This is a genomic window from Haloferax marinisediminis (assembly GCF_009674585.1).
GTDB lineage: Archaea > Halobacteriota > Halobacteria > Halobacteriales > Haloferacaceae > Haloferax > Haloferax marinisediminis.
The window spans coordinates 58275-72575 of sequence record NZ_WKJP01000005.1 but is presented as its reverse complement, the minus strand read 5'-3'; the positions used below and the strand labels follow the sequence as shown (position 1 = coordinate 72575).

Genomic DNA, 14301 nt, shown 5'->3' with positions numbered 1-14301 from the left:
GCACTCCTGATTTATTCGCTCACGACCGACCCCGGGATATGGGAGACGAACAGCGGACGCGACGGCGATTTATCTGGCTGACCAGCACTGTGACCGTCGCAGGTCTCGCGGGATGTACTGGTGGCGGCGGTGGTGGTGGTGAGGCCGAGACCGAGGCGACGACGACACCTTCGGAATCGGGTTCGCTCGGGGGTGTCCCCGAAGAGTACGCCACAGCAACGTCAGTCGACGGGACACAGCGGAACCCCGAGAGTCTCTCGTCACAGGAGGCAGTCGCGTATCAAGACGAGCCAAAAGAGGGGCTACAGTGTTCGAACTGCCGTTACTACATCGAAGACAAGAACGACGACGGTCTCGGTGCGTGTGCAATCGTCGAAGGCGAAATCGCACCCGAAGGATACTGCGTCTCGTACGTCGAATACGAAGGATAGGAGGTTCGTGGGACTCGGAGTTTCAGGTACTCGTCAGTCGTCGTCTGCGGGTGGGTCGATAGCACTCTGAATCCGACACCGCACTGCTCGTTCTTCGCCGTCGCGTTCGACCGGGATGACCCACTGTTCACCACACCCGAGGACGGTCACCATCTCGCCGTCTTGGCGATGTTTTACGGAGACGAACACCTCACCACGCTCGGCGTCGTAATCCACCAGTTCGACCAGTACGTCTTCGCCGGCGATGAGGAGGTTCTTCGCACCGTCTAACTCGGTGACGTACGACTCTGTGTTTCCGTCCGGGTCGGTGACGAACAGTTCGACGACCGGGACGCTCTCGCCGTCGGGGTAACTTGCATCGACTTCCAGCGCACCGTCTTCGATTCGTATTCCGTGGATGTCGACGAGTGACGCCGCCACCCCGAGTGAGTCCGCAACCTGTTGTCGGAGGTCACCAAGCGGGATTCGAACAGACTTCCGAGTCGTTCCCATGGGCACCTCTAAGGCCGGGGGGTGTATGAGCGTGTCCGCTAGACAGATGCGTCTTCGAGCGCCGCGGCGAGTCGGGAGTCGGCGGGGATGGCGTCCCTGAACGCCGCCGAATCGAAGGGAACCTCACCGTTTACGGAGAGAAAGCCGAGTTCGCCCTGGGCCGCCCGGTCGAGGTTCGTCAGGAAGGCCACTTTGCGCGATGCGGTGACGTCCTCGACGACGGCGTCCGGGTCGACCGACTCGTAGAGGGCGCGGTGTTCGTGGACGTGTTCGACACACCGTGTGGTCGGTGCGAACAGCAAGAGGACGTGCACACCGGGGCCATTCCGTGCGAGTTTCGGACGGATGTCGTGTTCGTCGTCTTTGTAGAAGTAGCGCTCCATCCGGCGATACTGGCGGAGAATCTCGTTCGCACCGGTGGCGTGTCGGATGGCGGCGTCGGCTTTGAGTTCGATGAGGTAATCGACCGGCTCGGGCGTTCGAACACGGATGTACACGTCGGCGACGCCGCGATTCCCGTAGTGGTCGTACGGCTCTTCGAGGTGGATGTCGACGTCGTCGAAGGCCGTCCGAAAGTGTTCGACGACACGGGTCGCCAACTCGTCCTCTCGCATTCGTCGGTCCAACCGAGGGAGTCGTCGGGGAAAGGTCCCGCGATTTGCGTGTTCCGCACTCGGTCGACCACAAGGACCATTATGTCCCGAAAAAGTCGATGAAACGACAGATGTTCCCGCGAACACGTAGACAGTTCCTCCACGCGAGCGGCGCGTCTATCTTCGCCGCACTCGCCGGCTGCGCTGGCGAAGCAACCAGTTCCGGTTCCGGTTCCAGTTCGCAGACACCCCACGGACCACGCCCAGACTCCCTCGTCACAGACTACGACTACCTCGAACTCCGGTCGAACTCCGAGCAACCGATTTTTCGCGACACCGAACGGGAAGACGACCGAGGATACTCGCTGCCTCACTTCCTCGTCGGGTCGGAAGACGAACGCGCTGCCGTCGAGGTTGCCGCCGAGTTCGACGGTGTCGACGACGCCCGACAGTTCATCTCCGAGACTGACTTCGACGAGCAGGGGTTGGTCATCATACAGCACCGCGTCAGAGGCTGTTACGACGTCGAACTCCTGTACGTCGCATCGACGCCGGACAGAATCGTCGACCTCGAATTCTGTCGCGTCCTTCGTGACGCCGCTGTCGAGTGTTCTGTCGACGACCGCCACGTCGTTGCCTCGCTCGTCCGGCTGCCGTACACGGTCTCGGAGGCTATGGGGTGGGGGCACGGAGGTGGGCGCAGTTGTCGGCTCCCGCCATCGCTTCGAACCAAGACGGCCGAGGAGGAGGCGTGACGATGCGACGAACACGCCGTGACGTGCTTGCTCTCGTCGGAACGGCTGGAATCACGTCTCTCGCCGGGTGTTCGGGCGTACTCGACTCTCGCGGAGACGACCGTCCCGACCTCGACGCCGAGGCGCTTCGAGCAGTCGAACGACTCGGGTCTCCGGCGTTCCCGGCGCGAACTCCTGCACCAATCGAAACGACGCTCCTCGAAACGAGTCGCTCTCGCGCGCGAACGTTACTGGATTCGGTCCCCGAGTCGATGAGTTCCCGGACGGTTCCGAACGAAGCGGTTCGAAACATATACGCCGAGGAACGAGCCGATGCGATTCGAGCCCTCGACCGTGCCTCGACAGAACGGACACGGTTCGAACAGATGCGGTCACTCCGATACGCCCGCGGAAACGCGGCCATGGTCAAGGGAACTTACGAGGCCGCAGTCGGCGAAATAACTGAGGACGAGGTGGTGTCGGAACGTGACTCACTCCGCGAGGAGGTCGAGTCGTTCAGACAGGCACATCGATACTTCGGAGACGACCTCGGTCCGGCACTGGTCGTGCATGGCGAGATAGAAGACTTCCTCGCCGTGGCCTCGCGCTATCTCGACAACGCGGACGACCCCGTCCGACACGGGGGGAGTGCCCCCGGAGTCGGTGAGATGCTCGACGCCGTCGAGTCCGCGCGTGCGTCGTTGGAGAGTGCCCGCCACCTCGCCGACCGCTATCGGCAGTCCCTCTCTGACCCGCAGGACTTCGGCCACGTGTTCGAGGAGACTGCCTCGTCGCTCTCAGATATCGTCGAAGCACGCAGAGACGACTACCCCGACGACTACGGACCTACCAGCCAGCTGTTCGACGACTTCGACCGACCAATCGAAGATACGCCGGCAGCGGAACTCCTCGTGGAGACGTTTATCCACTTGCATTACGGCGTCGAGGGTATCCGAGAAGCAGTCCGTCGTGACCGAGTTGCGAACGCACTCCTCGAAGCACACGTCGCCGAACGGAGTCGTCGAGCCTTCGAGGCCGCGAAAGTAGCAGTCCGACGGGGTGAGTACGGAACACTGCAATCTGCCGCCGAGGTTCGTGATGAGAAACTCGCGGCGCTCGAAGCGCTCGAATCGGCGCGCTCGGACCACTCGTCTCCCGACGTGACGAGGCGTGCCCTCACCGACGTCGCACACCGAGTCGACCGGGGTGACCGCTACCTCGAACGGTCACTCGAAGACGACACGCATCGCTCGGCACGGAATGCACTCGGCCAGTACGCGTTCGTGGCGTACACCGCCCGCGAAACACCGAATGTGAGTGCGTGGCTTCTCGGCGCAATGCGTGCGGCGCTGGGTGAGTCTGCGGACTGACGCACCGGCGTCGAAACTGAGTCGGTGTCAGTCGACCCAGTCCGAACAAAACGACTAATATCGATTGTCAGGTAACTACTCGCTCACGTGCTGGATACAACTCTGAGGAAATGCGAACTCGTTGAACGATCCCTCACGAATGGGTCTTCCGAACGTGCAATCGAGGGGAGCGTTCGATGAACGGACGGGTCGCGTCAGGCCTCTTTCTCCTCCTTGCAACTCTCTGGGGGAGTTCGTTCGTCGCCATCGAAGTCGGCCTCGAGTTCTTTCCGCCGCTTCACTTCGCCGCGATTCGATACTATCTCGCTGGCCTCATCGTCCTCGGATATGCCGCGCTCTCGACCGACTACTGGCGACCACGGACACGAACTGATTGGAAACTCGTCGGTATCGCGGGTGGGTTGATGATTGGTGGCCACCACGCCTTCCTCTACATCGGACAGCAGTACGTTCCGGGTGCCGTCGCGGCGATCGTCATCAGCCTCGGGCCGATTCTCACGACGCTGTTCGCCGCGGGACTGCTCGGTGACCGACTGACGGCGCTCGGTATCGCCGGACTCGCGTTCGGGTTCGTCGGTGTCGGACTCGTCGCTCAACCGGACACCAGTGCGCTCCTCTCGAGCGACGTCGTCGGTGTCGGCATCGTCTTCGTCGCCGCGGCGTGTTTCGCGCTCGGTGCCGTGTTGACCCGGCCGTACTCCTCGGATATCCCCGCTCGGACCCTCCAAGCGTGGGCGATGCTGTTCGGCGCGGGATTGCTCCACCTCAGTGGCGTTGCGACGAACGAGTCTCTGGCATCCATCGAGTGGACGACGACTGCCATCGGGTCACTCGTGTACCTCGCCGTCGTCAGCGGTGCGGCAGCGTTCCTCATCTACTTCGAACTGCTCTCGCGGTTCGGGCCGACGCAAATCAATCTCATCGGGTACCTCGAACCCGTCTCGGCGACGCTGCTGAGTTGGGCGTTTCTGGGACAACTCATCGACTCGCTCACGGCGCTTGGGTTCGTCACCATCTTCCTCGGGTTCGCTCTCATCAAACGCCGGGCACTCATCGAGTTGGCTGGGTCTGTCCGCAGTCAGTCGACCGGGTGAGCCCCACCGACACGCTCCTTTGAGACTCTGTTATCTCCCAACGAGATGATTAGTGCTGACTCTACGGGGGCGACGGCGTGAGATACAGAATAATAAAATAGAGTCTCCAAATACTAGTGCTTATTATCCCAAATTACATTTTTAGTAATATGCAACTACAGAAACGACGCGCGTTCCTCGCGGCCGTCTCTGGCACCACTGCCGCGGCACTCGCCGGGTGTCTCGGCGGCGACACACAACAGCAGACCACGGCCTCCGGCGAGGTGCTCGCGTCCGCGTCGTTCTTCGTCTTCGGTGATATTGCACGCCACGTCGCTGGCGACACAGCGACTGCCGAGACACTCGTTCCACTGGGGCAGCACGGCCACGGATGGGAACCCGGACCGGACGTACAGGGGCGTATCCTCGAATCGACGCTCTTCGTCCACGGGATGGCCGACTTTCAACCGTGGGCCGACGATATCGTGGCCTCGCTCGACGCAGACGGTGCGGACGTCGTGTCTGTCGACATCGCCGCCGACGTAGACCTCCACGCCTTCGATGCCACACACCACGACGAGGCACACTCCGAGACAGACGAGGAACACGGAACCGACGCGGTCGACCCACACTTCTGGATGGACCCAGAGCGTGTCGCGACTGCCACGAAGACGCTTCGAGACGCGTTCCAGTCGGTCGACGATGCGAACGCTGAGGCGTACGCCGAGAACACAGACTCCTACGTGACCGCACTGTCGGACCTCGACACGGCGTTCGAACAGGGCCTCGAATCCCGTGAGCGAGACGTGATTCTCGTGGCGGGGCACGACGCCTTCGGATACCTCGCAGAGCGGTACGACTTCGACGTCGTCGCGCTCACCGGGCTTTCGCCCGACGATGACCCCTCACCGCGTGATATCGAACGCGCACAAGCGGCAATCGAGGAACACGGAATCCGCCACGTCCTCGCCGACCCGTTAGAACCTGACCGCGCCGCGAAGCAACTCGTCGCCGAGACGGCTGCCGAATCGGTCCTTCCGCTCACGTCGATTCCCGGATTGACGGCGGAGTGGGACGACGAAGAGTGGGGCTACATCGACATCGTGCGAGAAGTAAATCTCCCGTCGCTTCAAACGGCGCTGGGTGTGCGATGACTGCAGTGACACTCCACGACGTCGCCTTTTCCTACGGTGACCTCCCGGTCGTCGACGGTGTTTCGCTCGATGTGGAGGAAGGTGAATTTCTCGGCCTCGTCGGCCCGAACGGGTCGGGAAAGAGCACGCTGTTGACCTTGATGCTCGGTCTTCAGCGCCCCGACAGCGGTGACGTTCAGTTGTTCGGGGAACCCGCTCACGAGTTTTCGGACGGCGAACGCATCGCGTACGTGGCACAGGACGTGACGAACACTGCGAGAGACATGCCAATCACCGTCCGAGAAGTCGTCCGAATGGGGCGGTACCCCCGCAACCTGTTCGGTCGGTTTTCCGATGTCGACCACGCCGTCGTAGATGGCGCGCTCGACCGTGTCGGCATCACTGACCTCGCAAATCGGCGCGTCGGATCGCTCTCGGGCGGTCAGCGACAGCGTGTCTTCGTCGCCCGGGCACTCGCCGCCGAGGCTGATTTACTCGCACTCGACGAACCGACGGTAGCACTGGATTCGGAGTCTCGTGCGTCGTTCTACGACCTGCTGGGTGAACTGAACGCACAGGGGATGACTATCGTCTTGGTCGAACACGACATCGGCGTCGTCACCGACCGTGCATCCCGCATCGCCTGTCTGAACAAACGTCTCTACTTCCACGGTGCCGCCGACGACTTCGCCGACAGTGACGCCCTCGCAGCAGCGTATGGAACAAACCAGCGGGTGTTGGATCACACGCACCATCACCACCACAACGGTGAAGCCGATGCACCCACCGAGGGTCCCCCTTCGGATGACTCTCCTTCTGAGTCGACGGAGGAACAACAGTGACTGCCACTGCGCTGTTCACTGCCGTCTCGGGGGGTGACGTGTTCACTTCGTTGCTCGTGCTCAACGTGCTCTCTGGGATGTTCGACTGGTTCCTCACCGTGGTCGTCGATGGGTCGTTCTCGTGGCTCGCGGGCGTGACGGGACTCGAATTCTTGACGTACCCCTACATGCAACGGGCGTATCTGTCGGTCATCTGCATCGGCATCGTCGGCCCGCTCGTTGGGTCGTTCTTGGTCTACCGCGACCTCTCGATGGTCGGCGATACACTCGCTCACACTGCGTTTGCCGGCGTCGCAGTCGCGCTCTTCCTCGATGCGACGCTTGCGTTGGCAGTCCCGCCTCTCGTCGGAGCGCTCGTCGTCGCAACGATTGCGGCGCTCGTCGTGCAGGTGCTCGTCGAGTACACGGACGCCCGAAGCGATGCCGCACTCGCGATGGTCCTCACAGGCGGATTCGCGCTCGGGAGCGTCCTCATCTCACTGACGGGGGGTGGCATCTCCGTCGGCATCAACCAGTACCTATTCGGCTCACTCGCGACCGTCTCCCGTGCCGACGTTGGTCTCCTCGTTTCGATGGCGTTCGTGGTCGCCGTCGCAGTGATGGCAGCCTATCGGCCGTTGTTGTACGTCACGTTCGACGAGACGGCGGCCCGCGCCTCTCGGGTACACGTCCGGGCCGTGAACACACTGTTGTCGATTCTCACCGCGTTCGTCGTCGTCAGTGCGATGCAGATTATGGGTGTCATCCTCGTCGCGGCGTTACTCGTCGTTCCAGTCGTCACCGCGGCACCACTCGGCCAGAGTTACAAACGGTTCTTGCTGTACGGTGTGCTGGCTGGTGTGGTGGCAGGGGTCGCTGGTGTCACGCTCGCGTACGTGTACGGACTCGCCGCTGGAGGGTCTATCGTCTTAGTTGCGATTGGGGGGTTCGTTGCCATCCAGATGGGTCGTCGAGTCACGTAGGTTCTCGAAAAACTGAACGTATCTGGTATTCAGGTGGTATGCTCACTCCCGTGAGACGCCGGCTGTGAACCTTGATTCTGCAAGTTAATTTATATATCCGTCTGGTGGTTCCGCCGAAATATCTGCGGGAACTGCGTACTGAACGGAGTGGACAATTGTTCACTACATCGTGTGGTATGTGGCCAATCGAATTCCAATTCACGCCACTTAGTGATTATTTTTTCTGATATCTGGGAAAAGAGTTTATGTCGGTTGTCACCCTCGACCAACCATGACGGGTGACAACGGACTGAATCTAGAACGTGACACGACTGAGCTCGGCAGTCGCGCCGAGAGCACAGTGAACCACGTTACAGGTGCGGCAGCAGCAGATGCGACCGACGTCCTCGGCGACGTGGACGACGTGGACGACGCAACCGACGAGATCGACGCGGCCGTCACCGAACTTTCGAGCGCTTCTGAAACCGTCGCAATCAGTGCACAGGGGATTAGCGACCTGGCGAACGTTCAATCCGAGAACATGCGTGAAGTGGCCGGTGAAGTCTCGAATTTGAGTGCCAGCGTCGAAGAGATTGCGTCGAGTGCCGAGCAGACGAAGTCGATGAGCGACCAGGCCCGCGAACTCGCCTCGGAAGGCCGCGAATCGGCCGACAGCGCGACGTCAGCGATGGAAACCGTCGACGACGCCACCTCTGACGTTCACGAAGAGATTCTCGAACTTCGTGAGAAGGTGGACCAGATCGACAGCGTCGTAGAGGTCATCAACGAGATTGCCGACCAGACCAACTTGCTCGCGCTCAACGCGTCCATCGAGGCCGCCCGCGCAGGCGAGGCTGGGTCGGGGTTCGCCGTCGTCGCCGACGAGGTCAAGAGTCTCGCAGAGCAGTCGCGTGAGAGCGTCTCTGAAATCGAGGAGGTCGTCGACGACATCCAGTCGACGACCAAGACCACCGTCGACAACATTCAGGAGGCGAACGAAGAGGTCAACGAAGGGCTCTCGGAAGTCGACGCTGCGGTGTCCGCACTTCGAAGCATCGACGTTGCTGTCGGAGAGGCTGCCGAAGGCGCCGAAGAAGTCGCCCGTGCAACCGACCAGCAGGCTGCCAGCACGGAAGAGGTCGCCAGCCTCGTCGACGAGACGTCTCGAGGTGCCGAAGAGGTTGCAAGCGAAATCAATCAGGTCGCGGCCGCGTCCGAAGAGCAGACGGCGAAGATTTCCGAGGTCAGCCTCCTCATCGACCACGTCGACGACGAGGTAGACACGATGGAAGACGACCTCGACGAGGCCACCGACAGACTCGCACACTCGGGGGCGTAGATGGCCGTCGGAGACCACTCGGACGCGCAGTTCGACGACCCGAAACAGGTTCTCGAATTCACGGTCGGAGACGAGCGTTACTGCGTCGTCCTCGACTCGGTTGCAGAGATTATCGACCAACAGCAGTCCCGGTCGCTCCCCGACGCACCGCCCCACGTCGTCGGCGTGATGGACTACCGCGGTGTGACGACCACGCTCGTCGATACTGCGCGACTCCTCGGTGTCGAGTCGAACCCTGCGGCGTCACGGGTCATAGTCTTCGATACTGGTGAAGAAGACGACGACGTCTATGGATGGCTCGTCGACGAAGTGTACCGAGTGACCGACCTCGACCCAACCGACGTCGACGACGCGCCGTTCGGTGACGAACGGACCCGCGGTATCGTTCGAACTGACGATGGCCTCGTGGTGTGGGTCGCCCCCCCGACACAGCGCTAACCGGGTCGAGTACTTTCTTGCCAGCGTAGTCGAATTAGCAAGTCGATGGATGCACGACGGGACGCAGTAGACGCGTTCGACTCGTTTCGGCAGTTCGTCGGCCTCGAACGCGACGTCCTCGTCCTCTCGGTTGCGATGTTCGCGTTCAGTCTCTCCTTTCAGATGACTGGACGGTACGTCCCCGAGTACCTCCGTGTGCTCGGCACTGGTGCCACCGTCGTCGGTCTCTATGGGAGTGTCGGGAATCTCATCGGTGCACTCTACCCGTACCCCGGTGGCGCGATTTCAGACCGACTCGGGTCGCGCCTCTCGCTCACCCTCTTCGGCACGATATCGTCTGCCGGATTTCTCCTCTGGTTCGTCGCCCCATCGGTCCCACCGGTGATGGTCGCTGGATTCTCACTCGAACCGTGGATTTGGATCTTCGTCGGCCTCTTTCTCACACAGGCGTGGAAGTCGTTCGGGCTGGGTGCGACGTTCGCCATCGTCAAGCAGAGCGTCCCACCGTCGCGACTCGCCATGGGATTCGCGAGCACCGAGATATTCCGGCGTGTCGGGTTCTTGCTCGGCCCGCTCATCGCGGCGGCGTTGTTGGCTGTGACGTCGTCGTTCCTCGTCGGGTTCCAGCACGTCCTCGTCGTGGCAGCGGTGTTCGGTATCCTCGCGACGGTGGCCCAACACTTCCTCTACGACGCTAGTGAAGACTCGCTTGGAAAATCGTTCGAAGGACTCTCACAACTGCGCGAAGACCTGCGTTCACTGCCCGAGACACTCCGTCCGCTTCTCGTCGCGGATACACTCGTCCGGTTCGCGAACGGGATGGTGTACGTCTTCTTCGTCATCGTCGTCACCGACTTTCTCGCAGTCGGGTTCACCGGTTTTGGCGTCTCACTTCGCCCCGACGCCTTCTTCGGTATCCTCCTGAGTGTCGAGATGGTCGTCGCCATCCTGACGAAACTCCCCGTCTCGAAACTCGCCGAACGAACGGGACTCAAACCGGTCGTCGCGGTGGGATTCCTGGTCTATGCTGTCTTCCCCGTCCTGCTCATCCTCGCGCCGAGTAACCAGTGGGTGCTCGTCGCGCTGTTCGGTTTCTCGGGACTCCGTTTCGCTGGCTTGCCCGCACACAAAGCGCTCATCGTTGGCCCCGCAGCACAGAACGCCGGCGGCAGGGTCACTGGTGCGTACTACCTCGTCCGGAACACCATCGTCATCCCGAGTGCAGTGCTCGGTGGATGGCTTTACGCGGTCGATCCAACACTGGCGTTCACCGGTGCATCGATGGTTGGCCTCGTCGGCGTCGGATACTTTGCGATTCGTGGAAAAGAGTTCGACGCCTACGCAGGCGGGGCATAGGAGCTGTTATTTCGGTGCCGTCAGGTCGATTTCGAAGTGGTACATCTCGGTGACGTCCCCATCGAACGCGAGGTGGATGAGGGCTTTCTCGCCACCCGGGATGTTGTTGCTCACGTCGGTGTCTTTGCTGATGAGACTCCCCGATTCGTCGAACACCCGTCCGACGACACTCAGGCGACCAATCGAAGACCCAGACGTGACCGAGAGGCCCACCAGGTACTGCCCGTTCTCTTCGTCGACTTCTGCGTAGTTCTGCCACGCGTTGGCGAACGGCAGGTCAGATGAGACGATGACACCGGGAACTGGCCCCTTCGTCAGGAGCGTCCCGACGACTTCCGGGTCCCCTTCTTCGCGCGTGAAGTCGATTCTGTCTTCTGGGGCAGGTTCAGGTGTCTCTTCGACGTCGGGTTCGACCGTCGGTTCTGGCGTCGACTCAGGCGTCGATTGGCCACCAGACGACTGCTCAGGAGTCTGAGTACCGTCCGCTGGTCCGTCTTGGTTTGCGCCTGGCACTGGGGTGGTGGTGTCGCCACCACTGCCGAGACATCCCGAGGTGAGAACCATGCCCACGCCGATACCACCGATGAATTGGCGTCTGTTCATAGGCGTACTACGCTCACATGTATATTAATTTATGATTGTCCTGCTTTACTGAAAGTTCGCCAATTGTGAACGTCTGTGGCGGTTATTCTGAGAATAACGATACTATCCTGTGACACGACGATTGTGAACGACTCCCTACTGTTCGGCTCCAACACGAGTGCCATCACGGTGGAAAAGCCTGATTTCCGGTTTCTCCGGCACTGCACGCGCGGTATTCTCCTCGTGTGCGACGACCGAGAATGGGCACAAGATTCAATTTGTCAAACATTCATATTTGTTCATGGACATTGGGATACTCGGTGCTGGCCGTCTTGGTGGGACGTTGGCCCAGCTGCTCGTCGAGGCAGGACACGAGGTCGCCATCGCAAACAGAAGTGGGTCCGACTCTCTCGCAGACCTCTCTGAAGCGTTCGAACCGAATCTCCGCGCTGTCACGCCCGAGCGCGCCGTTCGGTTCGGGGAGGTCGTGTTCCTCGCGCTTCCTTTCCGGAAACGTGAGTCGCTCCCTGCGGCGGACTTCTTCGATGGGAAAGTCGTCGTCGACGCGATGAACCCGTACACGGAGAACTTCCACGTCATCGACCTCGGTGACCAGACGTCGTCGGAAGTCGTCGCTGCGCAACTTCCAGACGCGCGCGTCGTCAAAGCATTCAACACGATTTACTGGGAGACACTCCGTGATTTCGGCCACCCAGAACTGGACGAATCAGAGCGTATCGCCATCTTCCACGCGGGAGACGACACCGAGGCAAAAGCGGTCGTCGCCGACGTAATTCGGGATTTGGGCTTCGGTCCGGTCGATACGGGCGACCTCACGTCCGGTGGTGCGTTGCTAGAGCCCGGGGCAGCATTGTACAATCGTGAAATATCGACCGCGAAAGCGAGAGAGAAGACACAAGAACTATTCGCCAGACGGTAAGAAACCCGGCGGTAGCGGACGTGAGGCGGTTTTTCGGAGCGTCTCTGTTCACCCACACAAACAGTACGTATCCGAATCTGTGACTTTCACGAATCACTACTGTTCACAAATAGCACGGATTTAAGACCCATGAAATTAGACACAGGAATGTCACGCACCATGATGGCACAGACGATGCAATGGAAAGAATCACGGGTAACGTACGAAGAGGAGACCGGAGTCTACCGAATCGACCGGGATACCTCCGAGCCTCTGAGTACGAATGTGGTACTTAGTATTGCAGCGATAGAGGACATCCGTCCAACGCAACTTCCTCCACTTGCGCAAACTATCGACCCAGATGCCCTAGATACAGTGTTCAAATGTTCAGACGACGCGGTCCTCTCATTTTCGTACGCCGGTTATCGAGTAACGCTGGACGCACTCGGCTCGCTCGAAATTGTGTCCCTCGACGACGCCCAGCCCCTCCAATAAGTAGTCCCACTGCTGGCCGGGCATATTCTACTGCTGTCTCAGTCCTCCACCGAGTAGGTTTTGCCTGAAAGTCTGTGGTTCACAGTAGGTGACGTATACCAAAACGTCCTGTCAGCATCAGTTTCTCTATGTTCGGAACGAGTGGAATCCGTGGTCCGGTCGGCCGAACCGTGACCGCAGACCTTGCCCTTCGAATCGGCCGCGCAGTCGGGTGTGACGCCCGGACTGTCGTCGTCGGACAGGACGCACGCCTCAGTGGCGACGTCTTGGCGGATGCCGTGAGTGCGGGTGTTCGTGAATCAGGTGCAGACGTCGTTCGTCTCGGAGTCGTCTCGACACCGACAGTTGCCCGTGCCGTTGGCTGGCTCGGTGCTGACGCAGGCATCGGAATAACCGCTTCGCACAATCCGGCGTCCGACAACGGCCTGAAACTCTGGACGCCCAGCGGTCGCGCGTTCGACCGAGAACAGACCCGTGACATCGTCCATCGACTCAACCGCAACGAAGTTTCGCTCGCCGCGTGGGACGAACTTGGAGAGGAACGAACGTGGCTCGACGGGTCTGCCCAGCACGTCGACCACCTCGTCTCGTCGTTCGACTCGTTCGGCTCGTTCGACGACGTGTCTGTAGTGTTCGACCTCGGCAACGGGACGGGACGTGTCTCTGTCGACGCACTCTACGAACTCGGCGCGACAGTCAATACGATCGATGGACAGAAAGATGGCCGCTTCCCCGCTCGAAAGAGTGAACCGAACGAATCGACACTTTCTGCCCTCCGGAAGACCGTCCCGGTACTCGACGCAGACGTTGGACTCGCCCACGACGGGGACGCAGACCGACTGGTCGCCGTCGACGAGACCGGTGAGTACGTCCCCGGTGACTACCTTCTCGCACTCTTCGCCCGCGATGCAGTCTCGTCGGGTCAGTCCGTTGCCGTCCCAATCGATACGAGTCTCCTCGTTCAGGACGTCGTCGAGAAGGCTGGTGGGTGTGTCACCTACACGCCAGTCGGCGACGTTCACATCGCAGAGACCGTCGAAAACGCAGGGTACGTCTTCGGTGGTGAACCCTCGGGTGCGTGGATTTGGCCCGACGAAACGCTCGCTCCCGATGGTCACTACGCGGCCCTCAAACTCACCGAACTCCTCAAGCGTAACGGTCCCCTCTCTGAACAGGTTGCGTCACTGGGTGGCGACGCGTACACGACCCGCAGAGTCAACCTCTCGTTCGAGAACAAAACCCAGGCGATGGACCGCATCGCCCGCGATATCCACGCCCAGTACGACAACGTCGACACCATCGACGGCATCCGTGTCGATACCGACGATGGGTGGTTCCTCGTTCGTGCCAGTGGGACCGAACCGCTCATCCGTATCACGGCAGAGGCGCGAGACCGGACGCAATCAGACCGTCTCTTCGAAGAGGCTCGTTCCCTCGTCGAGGGTGCCCGCGTCGTGGCCTAACGCCCCCTCCGTTCGAGCGTTCCTCACATCTTCGTCACACTCGCTTCGTCTCGTTCCGTTCTGTCCCGTCTCGTTCTGTTCCGTTCTGCTTCGTTTCGTC

General features: G+C 60.7%; 16 protein-coding genes. 13 read left to right on the top strand and 3 right to left on the bottom strand.

Going from position 1 to position 14301, the window contains the following annotated elements; genetic code table 11:
• Positions 1–38 precede the first annotated feature (38 nt).
• Positions 39–431 (top strand): high-potential iron-sulfur protein, encoded by a 393-nt coding sequence (locus tag GJR98_RS16155; protein ID WP_151139773.1) that lies wholly within the window; start codon positions 39–41, stop codon positions 429–431.
• A gap of 33 nt (positions 432–464) precedes the next feature.
• Here the strand turns inward: GJR98_RS16155 and GJR98_RS16150 are convergent, their stop codons facing one another.
• A complete protein-coding gene (locus GJR98_RS16150) occupies positions 465–923 on the bottom strand; it encodes a hypothetical protein (protein ID WP_151139772.1) in 459 nt (152 codons plus the stop codon).
• 38 nt (positions 924–961) lie between these two features.
• Entirely contained in the window at positions 962–1537 is a 576-nt protein-coding gene (locus GJR98_RS16145) for a hypothetical protein (RefSeq protein WP_151139771.1), read from the bottom strand.
• A 110-nt stretch (positions 1538–1647) separates the two neighbouring features.
• Between GJR98_RS16145 and GJR98_RS16140 the strand changes: the two genes are divergently transcribed.
• The 9 genes from GJR98_RS16140 (at position 1648) to GJR98_RS16100 (ending at position 10742) form a co-directional block, all read left to right on the top strand.
• Positions 1648–2271, top strand: coding sequence for a hypothetical protein (locus GJR98_RS16140; protein WP_151139770.1), 624 nt, complete (start codon positions 1648–1650; stop codon positions 2269–2271).
• 2 nt (positions 2272–2273) lie between these two features.
• Positions 2274–3620 (top strand): hypothetical protein, encoded by a 1347-nt coding sequence (locus GJR98_RS16135; protein WP_151139769.1) that lies wholly within the window; start codon positions 2274–2276, stop codon positions 3618–3620.
• Between the two features lie 176 nt (positions 3621–3796).
• A complete protein-coding gene (locus tag GJR98_RS16130) occupies positions 3797–4714 on the top strand; it encodes a DMT family transporter (RefSeq protein WP_151139768.1) in 918 nt (305 codons plus the stop codon).
• Between the two features lie 149 nt (positions 4715–4863).
• Positions 4864–5847, top strand: coding sequence for a metal ABC transporter substrate-binding protein (locus GJR98_RS16125; protein WP_151139767.1), 984 nt, complete (start codon positions 4864–4866; stop codon positions 5845–5847).
• Complete coding sequence (locus GJR98_RS16120; protein WP_151139766.1) at positions 5844–6668, top strand: metal ABC transporter ATP-binding protein; 825 nt, start codon at positions 5844–5846, stop codon at positions 6666–6668. The genes GJR98_RS16125 and GJR98_RS16120 overlap by 4 nt, the downstream gene beginning before the upstream one ends.
• 77 nt (positions 6669–6745) lie before the next feature.
• Positions 6746–7630 (top strand): metal ABC transporter permease, encoded by an 885-nt coding sequence (locus tag GJR98_RS16115; RefSeq protein ID WP_151139917.1) that lies wholly within the window; start codon positions 6746–6748, stop codon positions 7628–7630.
• Between the two features lie 271 nt (positions 7631–7901).
• The gene (locus GJR98_RS16110) at positions 7902–8948 is read left to right on the top strand and encodes a methyl-accepting chemotaxis protein (protein ID WP_151139765.1); all 1047 of its coding nucleotides are present in this window, start codon (positions 7902–7904) and stop codon (positions 8946–8948) included.
• Positions 8949–9386 (top strand): chemotaxis protein CheW, encoded by a 438-nt coding sequence (locus tag GJR98_RS16105; protein ID WP_151139764.1) that lies wholly within the window; start codon positions 8949–8951, stop codon positions 9384–9386. It abuts the gene before it with no gap.
• Between the two features lie 45 nt (positions 9387–9431).
• Positions 9432–10742: an MFS transporter gene (locus tag GJR98_RS16100; RefSeq protein ID WP_151139763.1), complete on the top strand. Its 1311-nt coding sequence runs from the start codon at positions 9432–9434 to the stop codon at positions 10740–10742.
• A 6-nt stretch (positions 10743–10748) separates the two neighbouring features.
• Here the strand turns inward: GJR98_RS16100 and GJR98_RS16095 are convergent, their stop codons facing one another.
• On the bottom strand, positions 10749–11345 hold the full coding sequence (locus GJR98_RS16095; RefSeq protein WP_151139762.1) for a hypothetical protein: 597 nt from the start codon (positions 11343–11345) through the stop codon (positions 10749–10751).
• A gap of 280 nt (positions 11346–11625) precedes the next feature.
• Here GJR98_RS16095 and GJR98_RS16090 point away from each other — a divergent pair, with 280 nt between their 5' ends.
• The 3 genes from GJR98_RS16090 to glmM all read left to right on the top strand — a co-directional run bounded on the left by GJR98_RS16090 (position 11626) and on the right by glmM (position 14201).
• The gene (locus GJR98_RS16090; protein ID WP_151139761.1) at positions 11626–12264 is read left to right on the top strand and encodes an NADPH-dependent F420 reductase; all 639 of its coding nucleotides are present in this window, start codon (positions 11626–11628) and stop codon (positions 12262–12264) included.
• A gap of 159 nt (positions 12265–12423) precedes the next feature.
• On the top strand, positions 12424–12738 hold the full coding sequence (locus tag GJR98_RS16085; RefSeq protein ID WP_151139760.1) for a HalOD1 output domain-containing protein: 315 nt from the start codon (positions 12424–12426) through the stop codon (positions 12736–12738).
• Between the two features lie 128 nt (positions 12739–12866).
• The gene (gene glmM, locus GJR98_RS16080; protein WP_151139759.1) at positions 12867–14201 is read left to right on the top strand and encodes a phosphoglucosamine mutase; all 1335 of its coding nucleotides are present in this window, start codon (positions 12867–12869) and stop codon (positions 14199–14201) included.
• Positions 14202–14301 lie beyond the last annotated feature (100 nt).